This is a genomic window from Modestobacter sp. VKM Ac-2978 (assembly GCF_026968025.1).
GTDB lineage: Bacteria > Actinomycetota > Actinomycetes > Mycobacteriales > Geodermatophilaceae > Modestobacter.
Map to the genome: position 1 here is coordinate 71921 of NZ_JAPVBP010000007.1, position 18112 is coordinate 90032.

13 protein-coding genes are annotated in these 18112 nt (G+C 71.6%); 9 read left to right on the forward strand and 4 right to left on the reverse strand.

Annotated elements, in window-relative coordinates; all coding sequences use genetic code 11:
- Nucleotides 1-91: 91 nt before the first annotated feature.
- The 6 genes from O2W53_RS17200 to O2W53_RS17225 are packed head-to-tail and all read left to right on the forward strand — an operon-like array spanning nt 92 to nt 5747.
- Nucleotides 92-796, forward strand: coding sequence for a type II secretion system F family protein (locus O2W53_RS17200; protein ID WP_269164277.1), 705 nt, complete (start codon nt 92-94; stop codon nt 794-796).
- Nucleotides 797-822: 26 nt separating this feature from the next.
- Nucleotides 823-1047 carry a hypothetical protein gene (locus O2W53_RS17205; RefSeq protein ID WP_269164278.1) on the forward strand — a complete coding sequence of 75 codons (225 nt, stop codon included), beginning with the start codon at nt 823-825 and terminating at the stop codon, nt 1045-1047.
- A 59-nt stretch (nt 1048-1106) separates the two neighbouring features.
- A complete protein-coding gene (locus O2W53_RS17210) occupies nt 1107-1523 on the forward strand; it encodes a TadE/TadG family type IV pilus assembly protein (protein WP_269164279.1) in 417 nt (138 codons plus the stop codon).
- A complete protein-coding gene (locus tag O2W53_RS17215; protein WP_269164280.1) occupies nt 1520-1984 on the forward strand; it encodes a TadE/TadG family type IV pilus assembly protein in 465 nt (154 codons plus the stop codon). Before O2W53_RS17210 ends, O2W53_RS17215 begins: the two co-directional genes overlap by 4 nt.
- Nucleotides 1981-2409: a hypothetical protein gene (locus O2W53_RS17220; protein WP_269164281.1), complete on the forward strand. Its 429-nt coding sequence runs from the start codon at nt 1981-1983 to the stop codon at nt 2407-2409. The genes O2W53_RS17215 and O2W53_RS17220 overlap by 4 nt, the downstream gene beginning before the upstream one ends.
- A complete protein-coding gene (locus O2W53_RS17225; protein WP_269164282.1) occupies nt 2406-5747 on the forward strand; it encodes a LysM peptidoglycan-binding domain-containing protein in 3342 nt (1113 codons plus the stop codon). The genes O2W53_RS17220 and O2W53_RS17225 overlap by 4 nt, the downstream gene beginning before the upstream one ends.
- Before the next feature lie 354 nt (nt 5748-6101).
- On the opposite strand, the gene O2W53_RS17230 is transcribed toward O2W53_RS17225, so the two are convergent.
- Complete coding sequence (locus tag O2W53_RS17230) at nt 6102-7766, reverse strand: ABC transporter permease (RefSeq protein WP_269164283.1); 1665 nt, start codon at nt 7764-7766, stop codon at nt 6102-6104.
- Entirely contained in the window at nt 7763-8722 is a 960-nt protein-coding gene (locus O2W53_RS17235; protein WP_269164284.1) for an ABC transporter ATP-binding protein, read from the reverse strand. Before O2W53_RS17235 ends, O2W53_RS17230 begins: the two co-directional genes overlap by 4 nt.
- Nucleotides 8723-9096: 374 nt before the next feature.
- Between O2W53_RS17235 and O2W53_RS17240 the strand changes: the two genes are divergently transcribed.
- From O2W53_RS17240 to O2W53_RS17250, 3 genes are all read left to right on the forward strand, one after another.
- Nucleotides 9097-10698, forward strand: coding sequence for a DUF4389 domain-containing protein (locus tag O2W53_RS17240; RefSeq protein WP_269164285.1), 1602 nt, complete (start codon nt 9097-9099; stop codon nt 10696-10698).
- On the forward strand, nt 10695-11516 hold the full coding sequence (locus O2W53_RS17245; RefSeq protein WP_269164286.1) for a CPBP family intramembrane glutamic endopeptidase: 822 nt from the start codon (nt 10695-10697) through the stop codon (nt 11514-11516). The genes O2W53_RS17240 and O2W53_RS17245 overlap by 4 nt, the downstream gene beginning before the upstream one ends.
- A gap of 118 nt (nt 11517-11634) precedes the next feature.
- Nucleotides 11635-12804, forward strand: a complete 1170-nt coding sequence (locus O2W53_RS17250; RefSeq protein WP_269164287.1) for an MFS transporter — start codon at nt 11635-11637, stop codon at nt 12802-12804.
- An 80-nt stretch (nt 12805-12884) separates the two neighbouring features.
- On the opposite strand, the gene O2W53_RS17255 is transcribed toward O2W53_RS17250, so the two are convergent.
- Both O2W53_RS17255 and O2W53_RS17260 read right to left on the reverse strand, forming a co-directional pair.
- Complete coding sequence (locus O2W53_RS17255; protein WP_269164288.1) at nt 12885-15590, reverse strand: cation-translocating P-type ATPase; 2706 nt, start codon at nt 15588-15590, stop codon at nt 12885-12887.
- 103 nt (nt 15591-15693) lie between these two features.
- Entirely contained in the window at nt 15694-18102 is a 2409-nt protein-coding gene (locus O2W53_RS17260; RefSeq protein ID WP_269164289.1) for a glycoside hydrolase family 65 protein, read from the reverse strand.
- Nucleotides 18103-18112 lie beyond the last annotated feature (10 nt).

The window sequence follows — 18112 nt, forward strand, 5'->3', positions numbered from 1 at the left end:
CGACCAGCTCTCGGCCGGCCCGGCCGTCCGATCCACAGCAGCAGCACCGCTGACCGGGACGGGCGACTGGTGGGACCACCTGCCGCGCTCGGTGATCCGTGCCGTCGAGGGGCACCTCGGCGTTCCCGACACCGACCTGAACATCCTCGGACGGACCCGCACCCAGCTCGCCGTCCGCAAGCTGACGCTTGCCTTCGCCGGACTGTTGACCCCTGCACTGTTCGGGCTGGCGCTCGTGCTCATCGACGTGCCCGTGCCGTTCGTGTTCCCCGGGGCCGTCGGACTCGCTCTCGCCGCTGTCGGATGGCTGCTGCCCTCCGCCGAGACGCGGGAGGAAGCCAGGCATGCGCGGGCCGAGTTCCGCAGCAACCTCGAGTCCTTCCTCACCCTGGTGGCGGGTGAGCGCCGGGCGAGGGGATCCGTGGAGCAGGCCCTGGAAGAGGCCGCCGAGGTTTCCGGCAGCGTGCCCTTCCGCCGCATGCACCGCGCGATCCGGCGCGCCGCGCTGTCCGGTCGCAAGCCGTGGACCGACCTACGCGACCTCGGCGACGAACTCGACGTGGCCGAGCTGCGCAGTCTCGCAGACATCGCAGCCGTGGCAGCCGACGGTGCGTCGGTCTACAACACCCTGCTGGCCACCGCCCGGACCCTGCGGCACACCGAGCTGTCCGACGCCCGAAGCGAGGCGAACGAGATCAGTGAGCGGATGTCGCGTCCGCTGGCACTGCTGGTCACCGGACTGACCCTGTTCGTCCTCGTTCCCTTCCTGCTCCGCATGTTCGCCGTCACTCCATGAGCACACCGCACACCAGGAGGTCCTCCATGTCCCAGACCACGATCGGCGACCGCCGATCCCAGATCGTCGGGGCGCTGCACGCCGCGGCCCCCCTCCTCCTCGGCTGGCTGCGCGCCGAGGACGTCGCTGACGACCGGGGGTCGGACTCCTCGGAGAAGGCCTTCATGGTCATCCTGGCCATCGCGTTGGGTGGCGCGGTCACCGCGGCAGCGGTGGCATTCGTGGCCAGCAAGACAGCTCTCTTCCAGTAACGCGCGTCGTGTCTGTGCCACGCATCCACAACCGGGCGGCTGCGCCGTCGTCTGGTCTGGTGACGCGCCCAGACGCAGCCGGATCCTGCGACGACGGCGAGCGCGGCTCGTCCAGCGTCGAATCCGCGATCTTGTTTCCCATCATCGTCGCGCTGTTGCTCGCCGGCCCGCAGCTGAGCATGTGGTACTTCGCTCGTGAGGCCGCCGAAGCTGCAGCCCAGGCCGGAGCGCGGGCGGCCAGCGTCAGCGAGGCGACCGGGGGAGCGGGGCAGCAGGCGGCGGACACGTACCTGGCCCGGCTCGGCACCGGGACCATCACCCGCTATTCGGTGAGCGAGGAGGCCACAGCCACCTCCGTCTCGGTGCACATCGTCGCGGAGGTCCCCAACGTGATCCCGCTTCCCGGCTTCAGTCCGACCGTCGACGTCACGGTGGTTCGTGGCAAGGAACGCTTCACCACCCCGGACTCGCCATGAACCGCAGCACTCCGCCGCCCCGCTGGCGACTCGGTCAGCGGGCGCGCGACGACCGCGGCTCCGAATCGGTGGAACTGGCCATCCTGCTGCCGGTCGCGATCCTGGTCCTGGCCATGCTGGTGGTCGGAGCCCGCATCGCGCTGGCCGGGGACCGCATCAGCGGTGTTGCCGGGATGGCCGCCCGGGAGGCGTCGCTGGCCCGCTCCAGCGCTGCCGCCCAGCAACTCGCCACCGCGAGCGCCACAGAGGCACTGTCCAGTCGTGACCTGCACTGCGCCGACGTCCAGGTGACGGTCGACACCGCCGGTTTCAGAAGCGCTCCAGGCGCTGCCGCATCGGTCACCGTGGCCGTGTCGTGCACCGTGGACCTGTCCGACGTCGGCGCTCCCGGGTTCCCGGGCTCGCGGACTCTGCATGACACTGCCACCAGTCCCCTCGACCCCGCTCGGGATCTGTCGTGAACGGGCGGCGGTGCCGCCGAGCACCGCTCAGCGAGGACGACCGCGGATCGGTCGCCGTGCTGTTCTGCTTCATCGTGCTGATCGCCGGCATCCTGGTCACCGCCCTCGTCGACGCCGGCACCGCCATCCAGGCCGCCAACCGTGCCGACACCTACTCGGCCGAGGCTGCGCGGGCAGCCAGCATCGCGGTCGGCCCCGTTCCCACCGGTGGAGCCACCGACGTCCAGTTGGCGACGAGGGCCGCCAACTCCTACTTGGAGCAAGCCGGAGCCACCGGAATGGTCAGCGTGCTCGGGCCAGGACTCATCGAAGTCAGCGTCACCGTCACCGCGTCCACCCCCTTGCTCGGGATCCCGGTCAGCCAGACCCGGACGCACACCGCTCAACTGCAGGTCGGGGTCACCCAGGGGGAGGAGGTGTCGTGAGCTTCCACGTCGTCCGGCTGCTCAGGGCTGTGGGTGCCCTTGCGGTGCTCGTTGCCGTTGTCCTCGGCGTACCGGTCCTGCTCACAGCGTTGGACCTGGTGCCGCGTGGTCTGCCGTCGGTCGACGAGGTGGGCGCCGTGCTGACGGCGCGGGACGACGGTCAGTTGGTGCAGGTCGTCCTCGCTGCTGGGGCGTGGGTGTGCTGGGCCCTGTTCACCGCTTCGACGGTCGCGGAAGTCGTGGGAATCGCGCTGGCGAGACCCGTGATGGCACTGCCCGGGCTGCGCATATTCCAGCAGCCCGTGGCCGCCCTGCTCGCTGCAGTAGCGGTCGGGCTGACGGTCGCCCCGGCCATCGGGGCGTCCGCCTCCGGAACCGCGGCCACCCGACCTCCGCTACCGGTCGCGGTCGCCGTCAACGCGCTTCCTGCACCAGTGGAGCGGGACGTCGGCGTGCCGGTGATCCAGACGGCGTCCGACACATCAGCGCACCCCCATCCGGCGCCTGCTTCGCCGAAGACCTACGAGGTGCGACGACGAGACACGCTGTGGGCGCTGGCCGAGCGCTACCTCGGAGACCCATTGCGCTTTCCGGAGATCGTCCAGCTGAACCCGGCCGGCGTCGGCCCGGACAACGAGATCGCACCGGGCACGGTGCTCGTGCTGCCGTCAGATGCGATCGGGCTGACACCTTCTGGAAGCGGTGCGGGAGCTCCTGCACCGCCTGCGACCGAAGAAGTGACGGTCGAGCGAGGGGACACCCTCTGGGGAATCGCGGAGGAGTTCACCGGCGACGGGCAGAACTGGCGGACGGCCTGGGAGATGAACCGGGGGAGGACGGAACCCGGGGGAGCGGTCTTCAGCGACCCCGACCTGATCCGACCGGGATGGACGCTGACTGTCCCGGTGGCGGAGGGGGAGGTCTCAACAGAGACCCCGACGCCTCAAGGGACTCCGCCCGAGCCAGTACCGTCGCTCGAGCCTGCACCGTCGCTCGAGCCTGCACCGTCGCTCGAGCCTGCACCGTCGCTCGAGCCTGCACCGTCGCTGGAGCCAGCGCCGATTCCGGCGGAAACGGTGGCACCGAGCACGGCGGGCTCGCCGCGGTCCGAGCCGACCACACCACGCGCTGACCCGGCACCGACCCGCGCCGAGGCTCCGACTGAAGCTTCGTCGGAAGCCCCGGCCGTCGCGTTCACCGGCGGTGGGGTGTTGCTGGCCGGGGTGTCGCTCATGGCCCTGCTGCGCTACCGACGACGGCAGTTCCGGCACCGGCGTCCGGGCCGCTTGATCGCGAACACGCCTCCGGATCTGGCGTACGTCGAACGAACACTGCGATCTGCGGGCAGCGTGGACGTCACCTGGCTGGATCAGGCGCTGCGCAGTCTGGTCCAGGGCCTGGCGTCGGTTGGAGAGGACAAGCTGCCCGACGTCCTCGCGGTCTGCATGACCGACGACGTCCTGACCCTCGTCCTCACCGGTCCGGCGCCGAGGGCACCCGAGCCCTGGGCGGTCGATGCCGCGGGCACCCGCTGGTCGATCCGGCGAGGTGACCCGCTGAGCTACGACGAACGCCGCCGAGCGCACTTCTTCGCACCGTTCCCCACGCTGGCCTCAGTGGGCTCCACTGCCGGGGGAGAGCACTGGCTGCTCGACCTCGAACGAGTCGCGACCATGTCCTTGACCGGCGACGCCGACCGCAGCCTGGACCTCCTCCGGTTCCTGGCCGCCGAGCTCGCGCACAACACCTGGTCGGAGATGCTGCAGGTCACTGCGGTCGGTTTCGGCCAGGAGCTGGAAGAGATCAACCCTGACCGGTTCACCTGCACGGAGGACGTCGACAAGCCGGTCGCGGCATTGACCGGCCAGCTGGAGTCGGTGACCGAAGCGATGCGCGTGGCCGGCACCGATGTGCTGACCGGGCGGCTGCGCGACATCTCGGCCGACTCATGGGCACCGCACGTGTTGCTCATCGGCCCAGGTGTGCCCGAGAGCGGAGCCGCGCTGGCGCACCTGCTGACTGCGCTGGAGCGGCAGCCGTCGCGCAGCGGCGTGGCCGTGGTCATGGCTTCCGGTAGCGACCGGATGGACGACGTCCGGTGGCAGATGACGATCGACGACGCCGGGCTTCTGCGCATCCCAGCACTGGGGCTCGAGCTGCGCGCTCAACAGCTGCCAGCCGACGAGGCTGCCCCGCTGGCACAGATGCTCGCAATGGCTGCAGTCACCGACGACCATCCCGTTCCGCCGGCTCACGGGGATGCGGCGTGGGATCAGAGGGCCGACGCCTGCGGCGGCCTGCGACCCGGCACCGTGGGCAACGAGCCAGCGGCGCGCCCGGTGGGTCCGCTAGCCACGACCGTCGACTCAGTTCTGCCGCTGCCCGAGCAGGACTACCTGGACGCGGGAGCGACGACCGAGCACGACGTGCGAGCGCTGGCTCCCGCGACGGATGACGCTGTCCGCCATCAGGTCGAGAGCGCCGACCCCGATCTCGACCGGGACCTGGCTGACTGGGCCGACGCGTCCTCACCGCGACCCAAGCTGACGCTGCTCGGTCCGGTTCAGGTGCGCGCTCAGGGTTCTTTGCCTCAGCGCAACCCGCGGCGGCAGTTCTACACGGAGATCGTCGCCTACCTGGCGACCCGGCCTGGGGGCGCGACCAGTGAGCGGTACGCCACCGCCATCTGGCCCGACGAGCCGGACGTCGTCGGTAAGACCAAGGTGAGGCAGTCGATCTCCGTCGTCCGGGCGTGGCTCGGCACTGAACCGGAGACCGGAGCTGACTACCTGCCCTCGGGGCTCACTGCGGCTGCAGCCGGGCGCTACCGCATCGACGGCATCCTGATCGACGCGGAGCTCTTCCGTCGGCTGCGCGTTCGCGGCGTTGCGCGCGGAGCGAACGGCATCGGCGACCTGCGTGCCGCGCTCGATCTGGTCACTGGCCAGCCCTTCGATCTGCCTCCGCTGCGGCAAGGGGCGGCCGGTGGGTACAGCTGGTTGGTCCAGGAGAACGCCCGGCCGGATCACGAGTACGCCGCGATGATCGTCGACGTCGCGCACATCGTCGCCACCCACCACCTCGCTGCTGGTGAGCCAGGGCTCGCTGCGGACGCCGCCCAGGTCGCATTGCGGGCGGGGAGCTTCGAGGACGTACCGCTACTCGACCTTGTCGCTGCCTGCGACGCCCAAGGCGACCGAGCTGAGGCCGACGCCTACGTCGCCCGGATTCTAGGCAACCACGACGCCGAGGTAGAGGAAGATCTACCGCCTCGCACAGCCGAACTCCTGTTTCGACGTGAACGAACAAGCGCGCGGGTTGATCGGAACGAGAACTAGTGAATGAGCTGGCTCCGAAGAGCCAACGGTGATCATCGTTGTCTTGCCGGTCTGGGACAGCATCCGTTCACGATGAGGTTTGGCAGTTCCGGTGAACGGCGCAGCTCATGGCGGGAGATCATGATCGATCACGGTGGCGAGCGAGCTGAGGGACCGCTGGTGAACTCGGCCGCGAAGTCCGAGGACAGCCGCCGTGAGCTGCTGTCCTCGCCTGGGACCGCTGTTCCCTGAAACCAGCTGTCCGCGGCGATCGCTGTCCACGAGCGCGCTGGGGGCGACGGAGACGGGCGTCTACCCGGTGGACTACGAGCTGCTGCTCATGCAGTCGCCGACGCATCTGACCCGAAGTAGCGGTCATGGCCGCCCGCCGGAACGGGGCTGCCAGCGGAACGACCGGACCGCGACTGCGGCGGCCACCACGCCCCAGAGCACGAGGACGGCCAGATCGCTCCAGGCGAGCTCGGCGCCGGCCGGATCCCATGCCTGGGTCAGCGCGTTCTGGAAGTGCAGGAGCGGGAAGAGGGCGCCCACGCTGCGCATCCACTCCGGTCCGTCGAGGAAGAAGACCTCGGAGAAGAACGCCAACGGCAGGAGCACGACCAGGCTGACGGCGCCCACCGCCCGGGCGTCGGGGAGGAGTGCCGCCAGCACGAAGCCGCACGCAGCCAGCGTGAGGGTCCCGATCACCAGGACCGGCAGCCCCATGAGCAGGCCGGCCATCGGGACCCGCACGTCGAAGAAGGCCGTGCCGACGGCGAGCACCAGCGCCGCGACGACGACGGACAGCCAGAGCGCGGCGGTGGTGCGGCCGGCGAGGTACTGCCACGGGGTCAGTGGTGTGCCCCGGAGCCGCTTGAGGACGCCACGGTCCCGGGCCGCGGCCACCGACTCGGGCAGGTTGAGGAAGGCGGTGACCCCGCTGCCCCAGACGGCCATGCTGGCGGCGAACAGCGTGGGGAAGGGAACGCCGTCGATCACGGTGTCGGCGCCGGCCATCGTGACGAACAGGGCGTAGAGCCCGACGGGCATGGCCAGGGCGAAGAACACGGAGCCACCGTCGCGCCAGGTGGACCGGTTGGCTGCCACCGCCTGGCCGAGCACCATGCGGGCTGCACCCAGCCGGCGCCCGGCCGTGGGACCCGCGCTCCGGTGCGGCACCGTCCCGCCCGTGGTGGGAGCGGGGGACCGGCGGGTGGGTGAGCTGCCTCGCGCACCGGGTCCGCGGCCGAGGAAGCGAGCGGCGACCAGGGCTCCGGTCAGCCCCCAGACGAGCAGGACGACGGAGCCGGCCGCGTCCCATCCAGCGCCGGGGGAGAAGGGATCGAACTGGTCTTGCAGCGCCTCGGCGAAGGGCCGGAGCGGGAAGACGCTGCCCACGGTGGCCATCCAGGGCAGTTCGCCGCCGATGGTGAACACGCCGGAGATGAATGCGAGGACGACGGCGGTGCTGACCGAGGCCGCTTGGGCGGCGACCGCTGTAGGGGAGAGCGCAGCCACTGCCAGCCCGAGAGCGGCGAAGCAGGCGATGCCGAGCAGGACGGTGACGACGGTGGCCGGTGCCGTGCGGCCGATGATCTGGACGCCGAAGCCGAGGACTCCGACCATGACGGCGAGAAGGGTCGCTGCAGATGCGAACACCACCGCACCGCCGATCCGGCCGGCCACGTACAGCCACGGTGGCAGCGGAGTGCCGCGGAACCGCTTCACGATGCCGCGTTCGCGCGCTTCGGCCAGCCCGATGGCCACCGGTGGGTAGGACGCGAAGAGCACACCCATGGCGACCGCGCTCGGCGTCGCGAACTGCATGACGCGGAGGCCGGTCGCCTCGTCCAGGACCTCGTTGCCCGCGGCAGCGCCGATGACGAGCAGCCACACCAGCGGCAGGGCGAAGCTGAAGACGAGCACCACCCGGGAGCGCCACAGGTCGGTCAACGTGTAGCGGAGCTGAGCGAGCAGGAGCGTGCCGGTCCCCGGCCGCTCCGCCGGGCGGCTGCCGGTGACTGCGGTTTGACGGCTCATCGCCCGTTGCGAATCGTGTCGCCCGCCGACGCAGGGGTGGTGGCCGACTCGTCGTCCGCCGTCGGTCTCCCCACCAGTCGCAGGTAGACGTCCTCCAGGGAGGGGCGGCGCACCGACAGCGCCGGCATCTCCACTCCCCGCTCGAGCGCCCAGCCGGTCAACGTGTGCAGTACCGCGGTAGGTCGCGCCGTGGTCAGCTCCCATGCAAGACCGTCGGCGATCGGGATCCCGTCCAGCGGTGGCAGGTCGGAGACGGCAACCTGCGCCGGCAGGCGGAAGCTGACGACCGCGGCCTGCTGCCCGGCAGCGAGCTCGGCGGGGGTGCCGAGGGCGACCAGCCGGCCGGCTACGACGATCGCCACCCGGTCGGCGAGGTGCTCGGCCTCGTCCATGTAGTGGGTGGTGAGCACCACGGTCGTGCCCAGGGTTCGCAGCCCTTCCACCAGGTCCCAGGCGCGACGACGAGCGGACGGGTCGAAACCCGTGGTGGGCTCATCGAGGAACAGCAGCTCGGGTGCCCCCACCAGGCCGAGCGCAAGATCCAGCCGCCGGCGCTGCCCCCCTGACAGTGTCTTGATGCGAGCGTCCCGCTTGTCGGAGAGGCCGACCTGCTCGATCACCTCGTCGACTCCGAGGCGGCGGGGATAGAGACCGCGGTGCAGCTGGACCAGCTCCTGGACGGAGAAGTCCTCGTCGAACCCGGCTTCCTGGAGCACGATCCCGATCCGCTCGCGGAACTCCCGGCCCCCTGTCTGCGGGTCCTGCCCCAGGACGCTGACCCGCCCGGCGGTCCGCCGGCGGTGGCCCTCCAGGATCTCGACGGTCGTGGTCTTCCCTGCGCCGTTGGGGCCCAGCAGTGCGAAGACCTCGCCCTCCTCGATGGTGAACGACAGGTCGTCCACCGCTACCACCTGTCCGTACTCCTTGCGCAGCAGCTCCACCTCGACGGCGGTCATCGGCATCTCCCGGGGCCTACGCCTCCGGTCGGGAGGCATGGGTGCGTTCGGTGGCCACCGGGGCGCCAGATCGGCCGCGTCCATCCCCGGCGGTCGGTCACGACGACTGCTCCATCCGGCACGGCCCCCACACTCGGCTTGCCGCCGTGGAGAAGACAGGGACGGGGGACCTCGCCGATCAGGGACCTATGGCCGCCGGTGGGCTGCTCCGCCGGTTGGCTGGTCCACCGTCCGGACCCGGCAGTCCGTCGGCACTCTCGTCTCCGGGGACCGAGGCACCGACGGAGGTCCCTCCCGGCACGAACCCTTCGCCCGTGTCCATCCACCCGGGTCCTCGGGATCGTCGGATCCACATCCGACACCGAGGAGTTCCCGTGACCGACCGACCGCCGCCCTACCCCGTCCGCGTCGACGCGGCGCTGGAGCCGGGGCTCTCCCGCTGGCTGTGGCTGGTGAAGTGGCTGCTGCTGATCCCGCACTTCATCGTGCTGGCGTTCCTGTGGACCGCGTTCGTGGTGCTGAGCGTGGTCGCCTTCTTCGCCATCCTGTTCACCGGCCGCTATCCGGCCGGGGTCTTCGACTTCAACGTCGGGGTGCTGCGCTGGACCTGGCGGGTGCACTACTACGGCTACGGGGCGCTGGGCACCGACCGGTACCCACCGTTCACGCTCGCCGACGTGCCCGACTACCCGGCCCGGCTGGATGTCGCTCGTCCCGAGCGGCTGTCCCGGGGACTGGTGCTGGTCAAGTGGTGGCTGCTGGCCGTCCCGCACTACCTGGTGCTGGCCGTGTTCGTCGGCGGCGGGGTCTGGCTGGGTACCCGGACCGGCCCCGAGGACGGCTGGGACTCCGGGTGGGGGGCCGGCGGGTTGGTCGGCCTGCTGGTGTTCATCGCGGCGGTCGTGCTGTTGTTCACCGGCCGCTATCCGCGCCCGCTCTACGACTTCGTCATGGGCATGGACCGCTGGGCGCTGCGCGTGGCGGCGTACGCCGGCCTGATGACCGACCGGTACCCGCCGTTCCGGCTGGACATGGGCGGTGCCGACCCCGGGTCCGTCCCCGGAGGTCCGCCACCGGTCGCGCCCCCCGGAGCGGGCGCCGCGCCGGTCGCAGGCCCGGCGACGGCCGGGTCCACCGCCTCACCCGCTGTCGGCGGGTTGCCTATGGCTCAGCCTCGTAGCAACTGGACGGCCGGTCGCGTCGTCTCGGTGGTGATCGGTTCGGTCCTGCTCTTCGCCGCGACCGGTTTGATCGGTGGCGGCGGTGCGCTGCTGTGGGCCGACCAGGCCGGGCGGGACGACGGATACCTCTGGACGCCGACCGTCGAGCTCGGTGCCGAGTCCTACGCCGTGGTGTCCGACGGCCTCCGGCTGGAGACGGCGGGGGAGCAGTGGGTGATCGACGACTTCCTCGGTACGGCACGGCTCGAGGTGGCCGCTGTGGACCCCGACACCGAGCTCTTCGTCGGGATCGCCCCGACGGCCGCCGTCGACCGCTATCTGGACGGCGTTGCGCACCGCGTGGTCGAGGACGTGGGCACCACCTGGCCCGGTGACCAGCCGGAGGTGGACCGCTGGACCGACGTGGCCGGCGGCGCACCCGAGCAGCTGCCGGGCGAGCTGGACATCTGGGCCGCGCAGACCAGCGGCTCGGGCTCTCAGACGCTCACCTGGCGACCGGCGGACGGTTCGTGGACGGCCGTGATCATGCGGGCCGACGGGGAGCCGGGCCTGACCGCCGACGCGCAGGCAGCGGCCACGGTGCCCGCGCTGGGGTGGATCTCCGTCGCCCTGCTGGCCACCGGAGCCGTGCTGATCGCAGCCGGGGTGCTGCTGGTGGCGCTCGCCGTGCACCGGGCCCACCGCTACCCGCCGTCGGACGCCACCCCGTCCCATGCCGGATCGCCGATGCCACCGCCGCCGTCCTCGCCGACGAACCCGGCTGTCGGCAGCTCTGCCTCGGGTGCCCCCCGGTGACGACGGCCTCGGGTGCGCCCGTGCTGTGCGAACGCGTCGTCGCCCGGCCGCTGCTCAGCTACGTGCTGCTCGCCTATGGCATCTCCTGGCTCCTCTGGGCGCCGGCGGTGTTCGGGGTGGGCGGAGCTGCTGGTGCGGTGCTGCTGACCGCCGGTGCGTTCGGACCGGCTGTCGCAGCGGGCCTGGTGGTCCACTGGTCGGGAGGGTCGGTGCGCGGCTGGTTGCGGCCGTTGCTGCGCTGGCGGGTGCCGGTGCAGTACTGGGTCTACGCCCTCGGACTGCCGGCGGCCCTGTTCCTCTCGGTCAACGGCGTGCTCGCGGTCCTCGGCGAGCAGGTGCACCTGGACCGGCTGGGTGGGGCTGCCGCCTCCTGGATCGGCACCTTCGTGTTCGTGGCATTGGTCGGCGGCGGACAGGAGGAGCCCGGCTGGCGTGGCTTCGCCCTGGACCGACTGCAGTCCCGCCACTCGCCGCTCGCGGCGACTGCGCTGCTCGGCCTGATCTGGGGTCTGTGGCACCTGCCGCTGTACGGCATCGGCTTCGTGGGACCGATGCTATTCGTCGTCTTCTACACCTGGCTCTGGAACCGCACCGGCAGCCTGTTGCTGTGCGTCGTCCTGCACGGTGCGTTCACGCCGTCGCTGGAGCACCTCGTGCTCGTCGACGACAGCCTCACCGTCGACGCGGCAATCCTGGGCGTGCTGGTCGCAGCGGCCGTCGTCCTCGTGGCCCTCACCCGCGGTCGACTCGGCTTCGACCACCGGGCGGTGCCCGTGGCCGCCCGGGCCGGCGACCTCGACCGCGTCGCCGGCCACTGACGGGAGGAGGAACACTGGCCGTCCACTGACCGGAGCGGTCGTCGCGTGGATCGGCACGCGACGCCAGCCTCGCTGAGGCGGGGATCGGCTCAGCGCATGCCGCAAGTGAGGAGAGCTCATGACGTCGTCCCCGGCCGCCCGGGTCGGCCTGGCCGGAGCGGCGGTGGTCGGGGTGGCCTTCGGCATGGCCCGGTACGCCTACGGTCTGACACTGCCCGACATCCGGCGGGACCTGGAGCTCTCCGAGCTGGTGCTTGGCCTGGTGGCCAGCGCCACATTCGCCGGCTACCTGGCGGGCCTGCTGCTGACGGGGCCGCTCGCCAGTCGCCGTGGCTCGCGCGCCCCGACGACCGTGGGCGGGGCCTGCGGCGCCCTCGGGGCGGTGATCGTGACGGTCGCGCAGTCCCCCTGGCTGCTGGCCGGCGGTGCCGTCCTGGCCGGCAGCGCGGGCGGCTGGGTCTGGGCGCCCTACTCCGACATCGTGACGCGGACGGTCGACCAATGGCAGCAGTCGAGGGCGTTGGCGATGATCACGACCGGCACCAGCGGTGGACTGGTCGCGCTGGGGGGTCTGGCCGCCCTTGCCGCGTTGGGATCGTGGCGACTGGTCTGGGGCGGCATCGCCGTCGCCGCCGTGGCTGCGGCCGTGCTGAACCTCCGGCTGGTGCCGAGCACCAAGCCGGCGCCACGCCCGGACGGGCAGCGCCGCGCCTCGTCACTGGTGAGAGAGCTTCGGGTCCCGGCCGCCTACTCCCTCGTCTACTTCGCGGCCATCGTCATCTACTTCACCTACGCCGCGGACGTCCTCCAGCGGGACGACCTACCCTCGGCAGCTGTCCCGGCCCTCTACGCGGCCATCGGCCTGACCGGCGTGGTCGCCGTGGCGACCGGAGCCATCGCACGGAGACTGGGCAGCAGCCGGGTGGCGGCGCTGTGCCTGGTGACGGTGGCTGCGGCGCTGGCCCTGCTCGGGCTGGCCAGCGACTCTCTGCTCGCGACGGCGGCCTCGGCATGCATCTTCGGCGTGGGGTACATGACCGGGTCGGCGGTGCTCGCGGTCTGGACCGCCGAGCTGGTGCCCGACCGGGCAGGGACGGCGTTCACCGGGTGTCTGGTCGTGGGTGCCGTCATCTCGGTCGCAGCGCCCGCCCTCGCCGGTGCGGTCATCCCCGGCTTGGGGCTGGGGACGCTGCTCGTCCTCACCGCCGCGGTGTCACTGCTCAGCGGGGTGGCACTCATGCTGTCCGGGTCCTCGGGAGGGATGGCGGTCAGGAAGACCGGACGGTGAGGTGGGCAGCGGGTGCGGCGGCGATCCGTGGACCCAACGATGCCAGCGCGCCGTCGTGAACCGAGGACCGGCCGCTCCCGCTACCTGTTGCGCGGGCCGGTCCGGACGCGCCGGCGGGCCCACTTCTCGGTCTCGACCACCAGGAAGACGACGACCCCGACGCCGGTGGTCCACAGCCACCAGACCGGGTCGATCGGAGCGCTGTGGAACAGCGTGTTCATCCAGGGGGCGTAGGTGAACAGTAGCTGGAGCCCCAGCATTGCGGCCATGCCGGCCAGCACCCAGCGGTTGCGCAACGGGCCGATGGAGAGCACGGATCGGTCGAGCGACCGGCAGGTGAGCAGGTAAGCGACCTGGACGACGATGAAGACGTTCACCGCGACGGTGCGGGCAGCGGCTACCTCGGCGCCCTGGGCGAGGGCCCACTCGAAGAGGCCGAACGCACCGACGAGCATGAGCGCCGAGACGAGCACGATCCGGCTCGCCAGCTCCCCGGTGAGCAACGGACGGGACGGCGGCACCGGCGGGCGTCGCATGATCCCCTCCTCCAGCGGCTCGAAGGCCAGGGCGAGGCCGAGCGCCACCGCGGTCGTCATGTTCACCCACAGGACCTGCACCGGCAGGATCGGCAGCGTGGTGCCCAGCCCGATCGCGGCCAGGATCACCAGGCCCTGGCCGAAACTTGTGGGCAGGATGAAGGTGATGAACTTCCGCAGGTTGTCGAAGACACCGCGGCCTTCTTCCACCGCTGCCTCGATGGTGGCGAAGTCGTCGTCGGTGAGGACCATGTCGGCCGCCTCCTTCGCCACCTCGGTGCCACCGAGCCCCATGGCCACACCGATGTCGGCCCGACGTAGCGCGGGGGCGTCGTTGACCCCGTCCCCGGTCATCGCCACGACGTGCCCCTGCGCCTGCAGGACCTCCACCAGCCGCAGCTTCTGCTCCGGGTCGACGCGGGCGAACACCGCCGTCCGCATGGCCAGCGCGGGCAGGTCCTCAGGTGGGTGGGCGGCGAGTTCCCGGCCGGTGACGACGGCGGGGTGTCCGTCCTCTCCGAGGCCGAAGCGCTCCGCGATGGCGCGGGCCGTGCCGGCGTGGTCGCCGGTGATCATCTTCACCTGGATGCCGGCTGACCGGCAGGCCGCCACGGCGTCGATCGCCTCCGGCCGTGGCGGGTCCACCATGCCCTGGAGCCCGAGGAAGGTGACGTCGCGCAGCATCTCGGGGGTCAGCGAGCCGGTACCGCTCGGCAGGTCGACGCGGCCGAACGCCAGCACCCGCAACGCAGCGGCGGTCATCACCTCGGTCTGCGCGTGCACGGCCGCAGGGTCCAGGGGCCCGGTCGAACCGTCGGCCTGCAGCTGGGCCGGGCTCATGGCGAGGATGCGTTCCACGGCCCCCTTGACGTAGGCGACCTCCCGGCCGTCGGGGTGCCGGTGCCGGGTGGCCATGTAGCGGCGGTCGGAGTCGAACGGAACGGCGTCGCCCCGCGGCAGTCGCTCGTGCAGGTCGTCGATGTCCAGGCCGGCCTTCTCCGCCACCACCAGGAGCGCCGCCTCGGTCGGGTCCCCGACGACCGTCCGTGCGTCCTGCGGCCCGGTCAGCCGGGTGTCGTTGCACAAGACCCCGGCCACCAGGCACTCGCGCAGCGCGGGAGCGTCCGGCGCCGGGTCCAGCCGGCCCTGCGGGGAGTAGCCGGTGCCGCTCACCGACCACTCCTGGCCCCCGGCGACGACCGTCGTCACCGTCATCGCGTTCGCGGTGAGGGTGCCGGTCTTGTCCGTGCAGATCACCGTGGTGCTGCCCAGCGTCTCCACCGCGGGCAGCCGCCGGATGACCGCTCGCCGACGCGCCATCCTGGCCACGCCGATGGCCAGGGTGATGGTCACCACGGCCGGCAGGCCCTCCGGGATCGCCCCGACGGCCAGGGCGACCGCGGCGGTGAGCATGTCCGCGACCGACTCGCCGCGGACGGTCCCCAGCAGGAAGGTCAGTCCGGCCAGCGCGAGGATGGACACCGTCAGGACCCGGCTGAACCGGTCGATCTTCCGAGTGAGCGGGGTCTGCAGGAGGCGCGCCTCGCCGACGAGGCGGTGGATGCGCCCGATCTCCGTGTCACCACCGGTCGCGACGACGACCCCGCGTCCCTGGCCCCTGGTCACCAGACCGGTCGAGTACCCCATGTTGGCGCGGTCCCCGAGGTCGGTGCCGGCCGGCAGCTCGACCGGTGCCTTGTCGGCCGGCAACGACTCGCCGGTCAGCGCGGACTCGTCCACCTGCAGCTCCCGCGCCGCCACGAACCGCAGGTCCGCTGGCACCCGGTCGCCGGCCTCCAGCAGCACCGTGTCCCCGGGGACCAGGTCCGCCGACGGGACACGGTGCCGGCGTCCTTCCCGCACCACCGTCGACTCCGTGCGCACCATCGACGTCAGCGCCTCCAGCGCCACCTCTGCGCGGCTCTCCTGCACGAACCCGATCGCCGCGTTGACCAGCACCACGGCGATGATCACCGCGCCGTCCACGTACTCGCCGAGCAGCAGGGTCGCCACCGCAGCGACGAGCAGGACGTAGATCAGCGGGTGGCGGAACTGATCGAGCAGCCGCCGCCAGGGCCCGCGTCGATCAGTGCGAGGCAGGACGTTCGGACCGACGGTCTCCAGCCGCCGGGCAGCCTCCGCGTCGGTGAGACCGGTCTCCGGGTGGGTGCCCAGCAGGACGACGACCTCGTGGACGGGCAGCTCGTGGTGCGCCCGAGCGGAGGAGGTGGCCTGATCGGAGAGGGGCACCATGCCAGCTTCGGCACCGGCCTGCGGACGGGACAGTGACCTTCGTCCCGGTCACCCGCGCCGAGTGTCGGTCGTCGGGGGAGGTACTCGAGACCCTGTCGCGCTAGTCCGTGCGGCGCCGGCGGAGCGGGATCTCCAGGCTGCCCCGGGGGTCGAGTCGGAACTCCTTGTCGCGGACCCTGACCGGCAGCACGGTGGCCCTGCTGGCCGTTCCGCCGACCGTCAGCGTCCGGTGGTCGATCACGACCTCGATCTCGGTGTGCCGCCGGTAGCGCAGCCGGAACCGCATGCGGTGCAGCGCATCGGGCAGGTAGGGGTCGAACCCGAGGAGGTCTTCGCGCGTCTCCAGGCCGGTGAACCCGCGCTCCAGCAGATCGACGGTTCCGGCCATGGCACCCAGGTGGATGCCCTCGCCGGTGGTGCCTCCTTGCACGTCCGCGATGTCGCTCTCGAGCGCCTCGAGGAAGTAGTCCCACGCCTTCCGCCGGTCCGACCGGGCCAGCACCCAGGAGTGCACCACCTTCGACAGTGTCGAGCCGTGGCTGGTGCGATCCAGGTGGTAGGCGATCGTGCGGGGGATCGTCTGCCGGTCGTGCGGATAGCCCAGCCGGTCGAGGAGGCCGTACAGCTCGTCGGCCGTCAGCAACTGGAAGAGCATGAGGACGTCGGCCTGCTTTGAGAGCCTGTAGCGGTTGGTCGAGTCGCCTTCGGCCTCCAGGATGCGGTCGAGTCGGCTGATGTCCCCGTACCGTTCCCGGTAGCCGGCCCAGTCGAACTCCTCCAGCGACTCGTAGCCGCGGAACTGCAGCAGGACGCCGTCCTCGGTCCAGCAGAGCCGGAGCTTGCGGCTGACGTGCTGCCAGCGCTCGAGGTCCGCGCGGCGGATGTCGAGGGTGTCGAGCAGCTCGTGCCGCCGTCCCGGCGGGAGCACGTCGAGGCACTCGAGTGCCCGCGTGAGCGTCCAGGCCGCCATGACGTTGGTGTAGGCGTTGTCGTCGAGGCCCGGCTCGTCGCGGCCCGGCAGGGCGTCGTGGTACTCATCGGGCCCCATCACGCCCCGGATGTCGAACCGGTCGTCGACCGGGTCGTAGGTGGCCAGGTCGCCCCAGAACGCCGCGATCGACAGGAGCAGCTCGGCGCCGTGTTCGGTGAGGAAGTCCGTGTCGCCGGTGGCCTCGTAGTAGCGCCAGGTGTTGTAGGCGATCGCCAGGCCGATGTGCCGCTGCAGGTGGGAGTTGTCGGGCAGCCAGCGGCCCGAACGCGGGTTCAGGTGCAGCGCCTGCGACTCCTCCCGTCCGGTCGATCCGCTCTGCCACGGGAACATCGCGCCCCGGTGGCCGGCCGCCCGTGCCGCGGCCCGGGCCTGGGGGAGCCGCCGCCAGCGGTACAGCAGCATGGCGCGGGCGACCTCGGGCAGCCGCAGGTTCAAGAAGGGCAGGACGAACATCTCGTCCCAGAACACATGTCCGCGATAGGCCTCACCGTGCAGCCCGCGAGCCGGGATGCCCACGTCGAGGTCGACGCTGTGCGGGGAGACGGTCTGCAACAGGTGGAACACGTGCAGCCGCAGGACGAGCGATGCGCGCGCAGGGCCGGCGATCTCCACGTCACAGCGGAACCACAGGTGGTCCCAGGCGAGCTCGTGCCGCGCCAGCACGTCGTCGAAGGTGCCGGCGCGGTCGATCTCGTCGACCGCCGCCTCGCCGGGCTCACCGATGCCGGGGTCGCGCGACGTACAGAGGGAAGCAAGCTTCTCGACGGTGACGGGACGGCCGGTCTCCATGTCGAGCATCAGGTCGACTGCGGCGACGCCGTTCGCCAGGACCGGATCGGCGACCGTCGGCCGCACTGTTCCCTCCACCAGCACCCGGTGCCGCGCGGCCATCCCGATCCGGATCCTCGACTGCCGGGTCTCCGTCGTCAGCGTGGGGGTCTCCTCGCGGACGTGGGCTTCGACCGCGGACAGGTGCCTGCCGTCCAGCCCCCGGTACCGCGCCACCCCGCCATTGGTCACCCGGCCGTCCAGGCCCGATCGGACGGTGAGCCGGCCTGCCCAGTTCTCCGCGAGGAGGGTGCAGTCCAGCGCCGCGAGGCGGGGATCGGCCATGGAGACCAGCCGCCGCTGGGCGACCCGCGTGCGTCGCCCCTCGTCGTCCTCGATCCGGAAGCGGCGGGTCAGGACGCCGCGCCGGAGGTCGAGCTCCTGCACGTAGTCGCTCACCGCCACGGTGGAGAGATCCAGCCACGGGCCGTCCTCCGTGCGAAAGGTCAGCGACTGCCAGTCCGGCAGGTTGACGATGCTCTCGTTCGCCACCTCGTGCCCGTCGATCACGTCGGTCAGCCGGTCGAAGACCCCGGCGGCGTACGTACCGGGGTAGCAGCCAGCCCCCGCCCGTCGCTCGGGAGCCGCTGCGCGGGTGGCGAACCGGCCGTTGCCCAGTGCGCAGAGCGTCTCCCGGAGCGCCTCTGCCTCGGGGTCCCACCCCTCGTACCGGAGCAGCCAGCCCGTCACTCGAGGCCTT